15 protein-coding genes are annotated in these 12,304 nt (G+C 51.6%); all 15 read left to right on the forward strand.

Annotation, left to right across the window (positions count from 1 at the left end; genetic code table 11):
• Nucleotides 1-141 precede the first annotated feature (141 nt).
• The 15 genes from KJS42_RS10625 (at nucleotide 142) to KJS42_RS10695 (ending at nucleotide 12,254) form a co-directional block, all read left to right on the forward strand.
• Nucleotides 142-795, forward strand: coding sequence for a flagellar brake protein (locus tag KJS42_RS10625; protein WP_155605380.1), 654 nt, complete (start codon nucleotides 142-144; stop codon nucleotides 793-795).
• 97 nt (nucleotides 796-892) lie between these two features.
• Nucleotides 893-1,102: a hypothetical protein gene (locus tag KJS42_RS10630; RefSeq protein ID WP_155605379.1), complete on the forward strand. Its 210-nt coding sequence runs from the start codon at nucleotides 893-895 to the stop codon at nucleotides 1,100-1,102.
• A 114-nt stretch (nucleotides 1,103-1,216) separates the two neighbouring features.
• Nucleotides 1,217-1,915 (forward strand): (d)CMP kinase, encoded by a 699-nt coding sequence (cmk, locus tag KJS42_RS10635; RefSeq protein WP_155605378.1) that lies wholly within the window; start codon nucleotides 1,217-1,219, stop codon nucleotides 1,913-1,915.
• 6 nt (nucleotides 1,916-1,921) lie between these two features.
• Entirely contained in the window at nucleotides 1,922-2,503 is a 582-nt protein-coding gene (locus tag KJS42_RS10640; protein ID WP_155605377.1) for a lysophospholipid acyltransferase family protein, read from the forward strand.
• A gap of 224 nt (nucleotides 2,504-2,727) precedes the next feature.
• Nucleotides 2,728-3,963, forward strand: coding sequence for a 30S ribosomal protein S1 (rpsA, locus tag KJS42_RS10645; RefSeq protein ID WP_155605376.1), 1,236 nt, complete (start codon nucleotides 2,728-2,730; stop codon nucleotides 3,961-3,963).
• 186 nt (nucleotides 3,964-4,149) lie between these two features.
• Nucleotides 4,150-5,472, forward strand: a complete 1,323-nt coding sequence (gene der / locus KJS42_RS10650; RefSeq protein WP_155605375.1) for a ribosome biogenesis GTPase Der — start codon at nucleotides 4,150-4,152, stop codon at nucleotides 5,470-5,472.
• Between the two features lie 11 nt (nucleotides 5,473-5,483).
• Entirely contained in the window at nucleotides 5,484-6,095 is a 612-nt protein-coding gene (plsY, locus tag KJS42_RS10655) for a glycerol-3-phosphate 1-O-acyltransferase PlsY (protein ID WP_213622822.1), read from the forward strand.
• Nucleotides 6,088-7,128: an NAD(P)H-dependent glycerol-3-phosphate dehydrogenase gene (locus KJS42_RS10660; RefSeq protein WP_213622823.1), complete on the forward strand. Its 1,041-nt coding sequence runs from the start codon at nucleotides 6,088-6,090 to the stop codon at nucleotides 7,126-7,128. Before plsY ends, KJS42_RS10660 begins: the two co-directional genes overlap by 8 nt.
• A gap of 135 nt (nucleotides 7,129-7,263) precedes the next feature.
• Nucleotides 7,264-7,536, forward strand: coding sequence for a stage VI sporulation protein F (locus KJS42_RS10665; protein ID WP_193415977.1), 273 nt, complete (start codon nucleotides 7,264-7,266; stop codon nucleotides 7,534-7,536).
• A 165-nt stretch (nucleotides 7,537-7,701) separates the two neighbouring features.
• Nucleotides 7,702-7,881, forward strand: coding sequence for a DUF2768 family protein (locus KJS42_RS10670; RefSeq protein WP_193415978.1), 180 nt, complete (start codon nucleotides 7,702-7,704; stop codon nucleotides 7,879-7,881).
• A 43-nt stretch (nucleotides 7,882-7,924) separates the two neighbouring features.
• On the forward strand, nucleotides 7,925-8,563 hold the full coding sequence (locus KJS42_RS10675; RefSeq protein ID WP_213622824.1) for a nucleotidyltransferase family protein: 639 nt from the start codon (nucleotides 7,925-7,927) through the stop codon (nucleotides 8,561-8,563).
• Nucleotides 8,564-8,570: 7 nt separating this feature from the next.
• Nucleotides 8,571-8,921 (forward strand): 2Fe-2S iron-sulfur cluster-binding protein, encoded by a 351-nt coding sequence (locus KJS42_RS10680; RefSeq protein WP_213622825.1) that lies wholly within the window; start codon nucleotides 8,571-8,573, stop codon nucleotides 8,919-8,921.
• Between the two features lie 30 nt (nucleotides 8,922-8,951).
• A complete protein-coding gene (locus KJS42_RS10685) occupies nucleotides 8,952-9,710 on the forward strand; it encodes a DUF3939 domain-containing protein (protein ID WP_213622826.1) in 759 nt (252 codons plus the stop codon).
• 426 nt (nucleotides 9,711-10,136) lie between these two features.
• Nucleotides 10,137-11,615: a stage IV sporulation protein A gene (gene spoIVA / locus KJS42_RS10690; protein WP_059044785.1), complete on the forward strand. Its 1,479-nt coding sequence runs from the start codon at nucleotides 10,137-10,139 to the stop codon at nucleotides 11,613-11,615.
• A gap of 366 nt (nucleotides 11,616-11,981) precedes the next feature.
• Nucleotides 11,982-12,254, forward strand: coding sequence for an HU family DNA-binding protein (locus tag KJS42_RS10695; protein ID WP_059043418.1), 273 nt, complete (start codon nucleotides 11,982-11,984; stop codon nucleotides 12,252-12,254).
• Nucleotides 12,255-12,304: the final 50 nt, after the last annotated feature.

The following is a 12,304-nucleotide window of genomic DNA, read 5'->3' on the forward strand; positions in this document are numbered from 1 at the left end:
GTGCGGCAAATAAAGGAATGTTCCGGTCGTCCGGAAGATTCCTTTTTGGCTTATCTGCAATAATTTAAGGCCCAGCAAGCGCCTTGCCGTGCTATAATCAGGAGGTAGCAATACTACCATGGCATAGGACGGTGGGGAAACTTGTTTCCTAAAGTGAACGATCTCGTATACATTCAAGTCGCGTCGGCGGACAAGTCCAACGAAGAGAAGGAATGTAAATCGCGGATCGCGGACGTGGAAGAAGAATCTTATTTGATCGAAGTGCCGATCGAGAGCGGAAGCGGACGCATCAAGAAGCTATACATCGGGGACGAGTTATCCGTTTATTTCTTAACGGAATCCGGAGTGAAAAACTACTTTAATACATATGTGCTGGGCTTTGCCGACGACGTTGTCCAGTTGGTGCGGATTCGCAAGCCTGAGCCGGAAACCATCACGAAAATTCAACGACGTCATTTTTTGCGGGTGGTCGCAGAATTGGAAATTGCCCTTCAAATGAAGGACGGTGTCCGCTTCGTCACCCATACGGAAGATGTCGGCGGCGGAGGCGTCTCTTTTAGCTGTAGCAGCGTATTCAATCTCGTCCAGGGAGATCAACTGTTCTGTTGGTTGTTAATCCCGTTCAAGAACGGCTCGATTGACCACGCGCCTTTTGAAGCCGAGGTCGTACGCACCAAGAAGCTGGATGCGGGGCGTACGATGGTGATGCTTAAATTCGTCAGCATATCGGACCTGGAACGGCAAAAGCTGATTCGGTATTGCTTCGAACGGCAGTTTGATTTCAAGAATCGCTGATTTCAATCAGAGGGCGATGTATTCCCGATTTCCCTATATGGATAAGCTAGACATGACGCTGTTACTGAAGGTGTTGCCATGACAGGGAGGGAATCATGTGAAACGACCCCAAGATGATGAAATTTACACGGAGCTGTTTCTGTCGTTTTCGGCAAAGGCAGAACATTGGCTGAAGCGGGGGTTGCTGGTGCTACTGGCGGCTCTATGTTTGTTTCAGATCCTGCTGCGGATCCCGGAGATTCGCTATATTCTCGCCTCGGCGGAAAAATACGAAGGGGTGCCGATCCACAGGGAGCAGGGCGAATAAGGGGAAAAGAGGGAGCGATTCTTTTGCATCCCTTTTCTATCTGTGGTATAATTTTCACGTCGCAGGCAATGCCTGCTTTTTTCTTGAGGATTTGTTTTGAGGAGGAATACCCCTTTGGCAACCGAGACGTCTACAACCCATGATAAAATCAACATCGCGATCGACGGTCCTGCGGGGGCAGGGAAAAGTACGATAGCCCGAATGGTTGCCGGCAGCCTGCATTATGTTTATGTCGATACCGGCGCGATGTATCGGGCAGCCACATGGTATTTTCTGCAACGGGGAATCGGGCCGGACGAAGTGGACAATGTGCTGCGTTATTTGCCTGAACTGGATATCGAATTGTTGCCTGGAGAACAAGGACAACAAGTTCGGGTGAACGGTCAGGACGTCACGGAGGAAATCCGCTCGATGGCCGTCAATGCTCAGGTGTCCCGATATGCGCAAATCGAGGGGCTGCGTGAACGGCTTGTCTCTTTACAGCGGCAAATGGCTTTGCGCAAAGGCGTCGTCATGGATGGACGCGATATCGGCACATGTGTTTTACCCGATGCGGAAGTCAAGGTGTTTATGACCGCGAGCGTCGAGGAACGGGCACGCCGCCGATACAAGGAAATGAAGGAACAGAACGAGATTTCCTTTGAAGAGCTCGTTCGTTCGATCGAAGAGCGGGACCGACTGGACCGGGAGCGGGAGGTTTCCCCTCTGCGTCAGGCGGAAGACGCTCAACTGCTGGATACGACGCAGATGTCCTTGGACGAGGTTGCTGACCATATCGTATCTTTGTGCAGAACTTATGGAAGTGAGAGTTGAGCCAGGATGATCTATCGTTTTTGTCGAAGCGTATTACGGGTTCTCTACAAGCTGCTTTTTCGCTTGGAAGCGAGCGGCTTGGAGCATATCCCGAATGAGGGTGGAGTGCTCCTTTGCTCCAACCATATCACCTTGTTTGATCCACCTACCATCGGCATCCTGCTGAAACGCAAGGTGCATTTTATGGCCAAACAAGAATTGTTTCAAATCTTTGGCTTCGGTTGGCTCATCAGACAACTAGGTGCGTTTCCCGTAAAACGGGGAGGCGTTAGCAAAGAATCGATCAAAACTGCACTCACCTTACTCCGCAGCGGTCATGTGATGGGGATTTTCCCAGAAGGCCGGCGGGTAAAAGGGGCCGAGGAAAGTGTGGTCGGCAAGAAAGGGGCGGCAACCTTTGCGCTCCGCAGTGAAGCTGCAGTGATACCGGTCGCGATTATTGGCACTTATAAACTGTTTCAAAAAATGCGCGTCGTCTACGGACCCCCGGTTGATCTGACGGAGTTCAAGGAGATTGGCGGGCCTGAAGCGGCTGAGCGGGCCACGGATAAGATTATGGCCAGTATCGCTGAACTCAAAAAGCTTTAATTTCTTCAAGTCTTGGCTAGATAGGATGCATGAAGGCTGAAGATATTAGGGAAGCTATGCCTTAGAAGTAAGTTTTGAACATCGCTATAAGAGGAAGTTCAAAAAGTCGGGAGATTCGACCTCGTATCTGCTTCTTGAGTCGCTTCGTGACCCAAGATGGCTTTTTGAATAACCTTTAGGGCGGGTTTAAATAAATGGGTTTTTGAATTGAGGAGGTTATTGACATGTCGGAAGAAACAAAAAATGTTCAAGAAGCTGCGGAAATCGCAAGCCAGGATGAGATGGAGCAAATCGTCTCTTTGAAAAAAGGGGACACCGTCAAGGGAACGATCGTCAAAATCGAAGATAACCAAGCTTATGTAAGCATTGGATATAAATACGACGGTGTTATTCCTATCCGCGAGCTGTCCTCCGTACACCTGGACAACGCTGCGGATGCTGTTGCAGTCGGCCAGGAAGTAGAAACGAAAGTGGTCAGCATCGACGACGAGAAGGAACGCCTGGTGCTTTCCAAACGCGCGATCGACAGCGAAAATGCTTGGGAAGAACTGGAGAAGAAGTTCGAAAGCGGCGAAACGTTCGAAGTGACAGTGGCTGACGTCGTTAAAGGCGGGATTGTGGCTGACGTAGGTGTTCGCGGCTTCATTCCGGCGTCGATGGTGGAACGTCATTTCGTTGAGGATTTCAGCGACTATAAAGGCCGCACATTGCGCGTGAAAGTTAAAGAAATTGACCGCGAGAACAACAAAGTGATCCTTTCCCAAAAAGATGTTCTTGATGAAGAGTTTGAAGCAAATAAGCTGAAAATCATGGGCGATTTGAAGGAAGGTCAAGTACTGGAAGGTACGGTTCAACGCTTGACTCAATTCGGTGCTTTTGTTGACGTAGGTGGCGTAGACGGACTGGTTCACGTATCCGAAATCGCATGGAATCACGTCGACAAACCGGCTGACGTTTTGTCCGAAGGGGACAACGTGAAGGTTAAGGTACTCAAAGTTGATCCAGAGAAAGGCAAAATCAGCCTCTCCATTAAAGCAGCACAACCTGGTCCTTGGGATACTGCAGCTGAGCAGTTCCACACCGGCGACATCGTCAGCGGCGAAGTGAAACGTTTGGTTAACTTCGGGGCTTTCGTGGAAATCGCGCCAGGGGTAGAAGGACTTGTTCATATCTCTCAAATTTCGCATAAACATATCGGTACTCCGCATGAAGTGCTGAAAGAAGGTCAAACGGTTCAAGTGAAGGTGCTTGACGTGAACCCTAGCGAAAAACGGGTTAGTCTTAGCATCAAGGAAACAGAAGAAGCTCCTGCTCCTGCACCGAAGAGCGAAAGACCTTCCAAAGGCAGCAGTGTGAGAAAAGAAGACTTGGGCGACAACCCTAATGTATCGCTGAGCAACCAAGGCTTAAGCATCACATTGGGCGAGCGCTTCGGCGACAAGCTCAGCAAACTGAAATAATCAGGTTTTTGTGGCTTGAACATCGGCGGACCCTGAAGGATCGGGTTCGCCGTTTTTGTTGTGGTTCCGGTTAGCCAAGTAAACGTTTTTTTGCTATGATGATTAACGTGTATTCGTATATAAACGAGTGAAACCTATATAGAAGAATCAGAACTTGAAATTAATAACGAATTAGGAGGGATGTCTATGGCAAGACCCGTTGTGGCTATAGTCGGGAGGCCAAACGTGGGGAAATCCACGATATTTAACCGGATTATTGGAGACCGCCTGGCGATTGTGGAAGACAAGCCGGGAATTACCCGTGACCGAATTTATGGTGCCTCGGAATGGAACGGGAAATCGTTCAGCATCATTGATACCGGGGGGATCGAGCTCGATGATGAAGAGCCGATTTTAAAATCGATCCGGATGCAGGCCGAGTTGGCCATTGAAGAGGCCGACGTAATCGTATTTATGTGCGATGCCAAAGCCGGAGTGACTTCCTCGGACGAAGAGGTCGCCAATATGCTGTATCGGTCCGGCAAGCCGGTGATCGTTGCTGTCAATAAGGTCGATAATATCGGCCGGATCGACAATATTTATGAATTTTACAATTTGGGCTTTGGGGATCCGATCGGGGTATCGGGAAGCCACGGTACCGGCATTGGCGATTTACTTGATGCAATAGCCGACAATCTGCCGGAGCTTGCGGAAGACGAGTACGATGAAGACGTGATCCGTGTCGCTCTGATTGGTCGGCCAAACGTCGGCAAATCCTCGTTGGTCAATGCGATTCTCGGTGAAGAGCGGGTCATTGTCAGCGATATCGCCGGGACCACCCGCGATGCGATCGATACGCCGTTTGAGAAGGACGGTCAGCGTTATGTCCTGATCGATACCGCGGGGATGCGTAAACGCGGGAAGGTATACGAAACAACGGAGAAATACAGCGTTATGCGTGCGATGAAGGCGATTGAGCGGGCGGATGTTGTGCTGGTGCTGATTAACGGCGAAGAAGGGATTATCGAGCAGGATAAACATATCGCCGGATATGCCTATGAAGCCGGCAAAGCTTCTATTTTCGTCGTCAATAAGTGGGACGTGGTCGAGAAGGACGATAAAACCATGCACCAATTTGAGCAAAAGATTCGCGATCACTTCCTGTTCATGACTTACGCACCGGTCGTTTTCTTGTCGGCCAAAACGAAGCAGCGTCTTCACAAGTTGCTGCCGGTCGTTCAGCATGTGGCGGATCAGCATACCAAACGTGTGCAAACCCACCTTCTAAACGATGTGGTGTCCGATGCAATTGCCATCAATCCTCCGCCTACGGACAAAGGTCGGCGTATGCGGATTAATTACGTGACGCAAGTCGCGGTCAAACCGCCAACGATAGTGGTGTTCGTCAACGATCCGGAGCTGATGCATTTCTCCTACGAAAGGTATCTGGAGAATAAAATTCGGGCTGCGTTCGATTTTGAAGGGACGCCCATTCGACTGTTTACACGGCGTAAGTCTGATGAAGGTTAGGGGAGAATAAGGTGATTTTACCCGTAATTGCTGTAGTCCTTTGTTATTTGATTGGTTCGATCAGCTTTAGCGTGGTGCTGGCGAAGGCTTTGAAAGGAATCGATATTCGTCAACACGGAAGTGGAAATGCAGGAGCGACCAACACCCTTCGCGTACTCGGAAAAGGCCCGGCGATTCTTGTTCTGGCGCTTGACGTGCTTAAAGGCATCGCCGCCGTGTGGATCGGAAGATGGCTGGGCGGTGGTGTGGAATGGACAGCGGCGTTAAGCGGGATCGCGGCCATCATTGGCCATAACTGGCCATTGTATTTCCGCTTTCGCGGCGGAAAAGGGATTGCCACCACAATTGGCGTCATGGCTACCCTGTTCTTCTTCCCCGCGTTGTACGCGGGGATTATCGCGATATTATCGATTGTTATTACACGGTACGTCTCGCTAGGTTCGTTAATCTTCGTCTTTTTGACGCCAATTTTTCTGGCGGTCTCCGGCGAATTTGGTCCTTATTTCTGGACGAGTCTCATTATCTGCGTATTCGCCTTCTGGAGACATCGCACGAATATCGTGAAAATCGTGCACGGCAAAGAAAATAAGCTGGGTTCCAAAGGAGGAGATCGCGTTGTCTAATAAAGCCGCCGTGCTAGTGGCGGGCAGTTGGGGGACAGCACTTGCCAGCGTGCTCGCCGACAAAGACATGGAAGTTGCCTTGTGGACACGTAATGAAACGCAAAAGGAAGAAATCAATACGAAGCACCGGAATGAGCGGTTTCTGCCCGGAGTCGACCTGTCGCCTCGGCTAGCCGCAACCACGGATTTGGAGGCCGCGGTTCGCGGTGCCAAAGCGGTCGTGATGGTTGCGCCTTCCTCGGCCGTACGTGAGGTGGCCCGAGCGTTAAAGCCCTTCTGGCATGAAGATATGCTAGTGGTGCATGCGACTAAAGGTTTTGAAATCGAGAGTATGAAACGGATATCGACCGTGATTGCCGAGGAGCTCGGCTGCGAAGAGGGACGAATTGTCGTATTGTCCGGACCAAGCCATGCGGAGGAAGTGGTTAAACGCTGTCCAACCACCGTGGTGGTCGCTTCACAAGTCGCGGCCCAGGCCGAGTTAGCTCAAGACCTCTTCATGAACCCGTATTTCCGCGTATACACGAATCTCGATATGGTCGGGGTAGAGCTTGCTGGGGCGCTGAAGAACATCATTGCGCTGGGCGCAGGGATGTCCGACGGCTTGGGATACGGAGACAATGCTAAGGCGGCATTGCTTACCCGCGGGCTTGCAGAAATTACGCGAGTCGGCGTTGAAATGGGGGCCAATCCGCTGACGTTTGCCGGATTGGCCGGGATTGGGGATCTTGTCGTGACCGCGACCAGCCAACACAGCCGTAACTGGCGGGCCGGGTTTATGCTCGGCGAAGGCAAGCCGCTAGAAACCGTTTTAAATCAGATGGGCATGGTTGTGGAAGGCATCCGTACAACAAAGGCGGCTCACGCCATCTCCGAGAAATATCAGGTGCAAATGCCGATTGCCGCACAGTTGTATCATGTCTTGTTCGAGGATCTGGATCCACGCACCGCCGTGGAAGCCCTGATGGGACGCGACCGAAAGACGGAGATGGAAGTGATGTCCCTAGAAACCTGGGAACAATGGCACACTTGATGTAATAAATTAAAATCGTGATCAAAAGTCGAGTTTTTGAACTTCCACTATAGAGCCCGTTTTGCTGGGGTGACAGCACCTTTGCATCCGCCTCCTCATACATTGGTTGAAGAGGACAGCGGAGGAGGCGAAAGCGTGAGCAAAATATCCAAAGAGGCCCTGAATGCCATCAATAAAAAGGCGGGTAAAGCCATCTCGGAGGGCTCGGTCAAAAAGCTGGCCAGCACCGTGAAGCCGTCAACGATGCAGAATGAAGCCGAATTGCGGAAGCTGATCAAGCAGGTATCTACGATGGCGAAGATCCCCGTGTCGGAAAGCACGATTCAGGAGATTGTGAACGCCGTAAAAAAGAGCGGCATGAATCCATCCAATATGGAAGCCTTGATGAAATTAATGATCAAAAAATAATTGAACGGTTTCCTTGTTGCCCCTAAGCTCTGCGGTCATATGCCGCGGGGCTTTATTTAGTTTCGGACATCTCTGCAAATCCTGGGGCGAACATAGCCTGAAAGACAGCATAATGCTATAATATGGATCATATTAAAGCAAAAAAATAGTAGGAGATTCGAACACATGGATGCAATGACGAAGATGTGGTTGTCGATCGCGGCTGTTTTGATCATGGGGATTTCCGTATTTTTGATCACGTTTGCCCGAACGAAGACGAAAGGGATTGTCCGGGGGATTTTATCGCTGCTCGCCTTTTTTATGATGTTGGCGGGTTTCTTGACCGGGATTGTGTCGATTACTTGAGAGGAACCCTCGCACCACGGAACCCAAGAGAAGAGGAAGATACATGCAACAACAAGAAAGCAAGGCTTATGCCGAATTAACGGAGGCCTTATGCAAGCTCGCCGCCAGCCTTGAGGAGGCGGATGGCATCTGGCTGCTGGGCGGCAGCTGCGGATTGTGGCTGCAGGGAGTTGCGCTCGCGACGGCACCGCGGGACATCGACATCTATGCCGATCTCGACACCGCAAGCCGACTCCATGAGCGGCTCCAGCGGTTTGCTACGGATCAGCCACGACATGACCGGAGTGGGTTATACACCTCACAATTGAGCCACTACCGTATCGAGGAATCGACGGTGGAACTGGTGGGCGGGTTTGAGGTTCATACTGCCGGGGCGTATTACCGGACTGAGGTTGATGCGTTACTGGCGCCGGCAGCGCAGCGTGTGACGCTTCGAGATACCTCTTTTTCGGTCATGCCGTTAGCCCATGAACTGGTGTTTAATCTGTTGCGGCAGCGCCCTGACCGCTATTTGCCGATTGCGGGATTGATCCGCAAGGCCCCGGAACAGCACCTGCCGCTGTTAGACGAGTTGCTACAACGAAATGAGTGGTCATCAGATTGGGTCGGACGACTAGCTGAGTTACTGGACCGTCCGCTGCTCTCCCGGCCTTGGCGGGAATATCGCGGCGAGGAAACATAGGCGCGTCATGGTAGGACGAATTACGTTTCTGCCGTTAGGGAAAACCGTTCAAGTCCGGCCGGGCACTAGCGTGCTTCGAGCCGCCCGCGAAGCGAAGATCCATATCGCAACCCGCTGCGGGGGAAACGCAGGTTGTCTGATGTGTAAGATTCAGGTTGATCCGGAGCAGGCTGTCTCGTTATCGCCGCCCAGCGATGCGGAGCGCCGCAAGCTTGGCCCTCTGCTGGAGCAGGGGGTTCGATTGGCGTGCCAGGCGGGAGTTCGTGGTGAGGTGGCCGTGCGGTTGCCGGAGGACCCGCTTAAGGCGGCGATACGCAAGCAACTGGAACGGCAGAGGGAAGATGAGGAGTTATGGTAAGTACGAAGGGGATAAAGTGAGGATAACAACATGTTGAAGTTATCAATTTTGAAACCGACCCGGTTGAGGTCGGCGGCATTGGTTGTCATCTTAACGACGATGATGACCTTCCTGTTGTCGGGATGTTTGTATCGCGGAGACAGGCAGCAGGGGGGCCCGGTTTCCTATACAGAGAGCGTGGACCGCGTACAACGGGCTTTGGAACGCTTTCAAGAGGAGAAAGGGATCTTGCCAATCGTTACAGCCGGGGAGGAGACTCCGCGGTATGAGAAGTATCGGATCGATTTGGACCAATTGAAGCGGGAGGGCTACTTGGAGGAACTCCCGTCAGCGGCTTTTGAGCAGGGCGGGAGCGTTTATTTTCTCGTGATCGATGAGGAAGTTAACCCAACGGTCAAAGTCATGGATTTAAACACGATGCAAAAGGTGAACGATATCCAGCGGAAAGTGTTAAGCTATCAATCAAGTCACGGAGGCGCTCTGCCGAGTAAGGCTGACGGGGAGGCCTATCCGGGCTTGTATACCGTTGATCTACCTTTGCTGCATGCCGAGAGCTTGGCTTTACCAAGCGTCTACTCCGGGGAGACCCTCCCCTTCCTTATGGATGCGGAGGGTAACGTGTATGTGGATTATGCCTTCGATATCATGCAGGCCATCGATCAGTCCGGCAAAACCCCGCAGGGTGATGAGGACTTGCGAGCTTGGATTACGGACCGTTCGGCGTTCGTTCCAGTGAAGTCGCTCCCTTATCGTTGGACCGGGAGTGAACCGGTGCCGTACGTCGGCTAATGATGAAGTCTTTCGGACTCTTTCCGAAAGGCTTCTTTTTGCTATTGTTCCGAATTTGTCCCTTTTGTTCTTCCTTTCTCCGGGAGCGTCATACTTTTTCCGATAGACTCATACAAATGGGAGTATGGCGGTTAAGTGCCCGCCTTGTTCGGGTTGAATGAGCGGCCTCGCAAAAAAAACGGGCTTGGACGGTTTTATCCGTCATATTCTCGCATCTGGTACATAAGATGTTACTAGTCCAAATGCATGTACGAGTTTACGCCGCTTCGTTCAGGTTCCTTCCACAGGTTTGCGGCGGCGGACACGGGCAAGAGGGGCTGCCGCTCCTGCCGCAGCAGCGAAGCCCAAAATCATGGTGAATCACGAAGCGGATGCTCACGGGGCATTTTTCCTTCGGCGAAATTTGAGGAGGGGATATCATTGGTATTGGAGAAAGTGGACATTTTTAAGGACATTGCCGAACGAACCGGAGGCGACATTTATTTGGGAGTCGTCGGTGCGGTCCGCACCGGGAAATCGACCTTTATTAAGCGTTTTATGGAAACGGTCGTTCTCCCGAACATCGCAAACGAAGCCGATCGGGTCCGCGCGGTAGATGAACTTCCGCAAAGCGCCGCCGGCAAAACCATCATGACGACCGAACCGAAGTTCGTCCCGAACAATGCGGTGCAAATCAAGGTGGCTGAAGGGCTCGAGGTCAACGTAAGACTTGTAGATTGCGTCGGATACGCCGTGGAAGGCGCAAAAGGCTACGAGGACGAAAACGGACCACGGATGATTTCCACGCCATGGTTTGAAGAACCGATTCCGTTCCAAGAAGCGGCGGAAATCGGGACGCGCAAAGTGATCCAGGAGCACTCCACCCTAGGTGTCGTTGTGACAACCGATGGAACGATCGCCGATATTCCGCGTTACTCTTACGTAGAGTCAGAGGAGCGGGTCATCGCCGAATTGAAGGAGGTTGGCAAGCCGTTTGTGCTGGTGATCAACTCGACCCGGCCGAATAGTGAGGAAGCGCAACAGCTTCGCGGCGAGTTGGCCGCAAAGTATGACATTCCGGTCATTACGCTTAGTGCGGCGACGATGACGGAAGAAGACGTGACCGGCGTTCTCCGCGAAGTCCTCTATGAATTCCCGGTACACGAAGTCAACGTCAATCTGCCTAGCTGGGTCATGGTGCTGAATGAGAATCACTGGCTGCGCAGCAATTATGAGAACTCTGTCCGCGACACGGTCAAAGACATTCGCCGTTTGCGCGATGTGGATCGGGTCGTCGGAAATTTCATGGAATACGATTTCATCGATCGGGCCGGACTCAGCGGGCTCAATATGGGTCAAGGCGTGGCTGAGATCGATTTGTACGCGCCGGACGATTTATATGACCGCATCCTGATGGAAGTGGTTGGTGTGGAAATCCGCGGCAAGGACCATTTGCTGCAACTGATGCAGGAGTTTACTCATGCCAAACGGGAATACGACCGTTTCGCTGAAGCGCTTGAAATGGTCAAAACGACCGGTTATGGCATCGCAGCACCTACGCTGGCGGAAATGGCGCTGGATGAACCGGAACTCATTCGCCAGGGTTCTCGCTTCGGCGTAAGGCTGAAGGCGACAGCTCCTTCGATTCATATGATTCGCGTCGACGTCGAGTCGGAGTTCGCGCCGATCATTGGGACCGAAAAGCAAAGCGAAGAACTCGTCCGTTATCTGATGCAGGATTTCGAGAACGATCCGATCAAGATTTGGGAGTCCGACATCTTCGGTCGTTCCCTGCACTCCATCGTGCGCGAAGGCATTCAGGGCAAAATTGCCATGATGCCGGACAACGCCCGCTATAAGCTGCAGGAAACGCTGGGGCGGATTATTAACGAAGGCTCCGGCGGCCTCATCGCCATCATTTTATAGACCTTCTCGGTGCTGAAAAGCCGACTTATTAACCTGATTGAAACTCTTAATTCTTGGCAATTCCTCCTCAATGACCGCGCGCATGCTGATCCTAGCTGCGTGCGGTTGTTTTGTTGTTTGAGGGGCAGATTCTCCACTTTTATAGTGCAAAATGAGGAAAAATCGCCGAGAAGCCTTGAAATAGCTTGAAATTATGCATGGGCTGTATTACTATAAATTTGTTCCGCGCCCCCGGAAAGCGCGATTTCATCGCGTTTTTGGGGAATTTGTACGTATTGAATTGCCTAAATCACGTATATTCTGCGGTAAAACGGAAACACAAATAGCAAGTGGTATTATTTTCCGTAGTGGGGAGGTGAATCACACATGAACAAATCCGATTTGATTTCTCAAGTAGCCGAAAGCACTGAGCTTTCCAAGAAGGACGCAACTAAAGCGGTTGACGCCGTTTTCGAAGCCATTTCCGAAGCGCTGCAAAACGGAGACAAAGTTCAACTGGTCGGCTTCGGCAACTTTGAAGTCCGCGAGCGTTCCGCCCGCAAAGGCCGCAACCCGCAAACCGGAGAGGAAATCGAAATCCCTGCGAGCAAAATCCCTGCTTTCAAACCAGGTAAAGCGCTCAAAGACGGAATTAAATAAAGATTTCTACATATCTTTCCGTGCAAAAGACCGTGGGCTTCTCGTTCACG

Source organism: Paenibacillus sp. J53TS2, from assembly GCF_018403305.1.
GTDB classification, from domain to species: domain Bacteria; phylum Bacillota; class Bacilli; order Paenibacillales; family Paenibacillaceae; genus Fontibacillus; species Fontibacillus rhizolycopersici.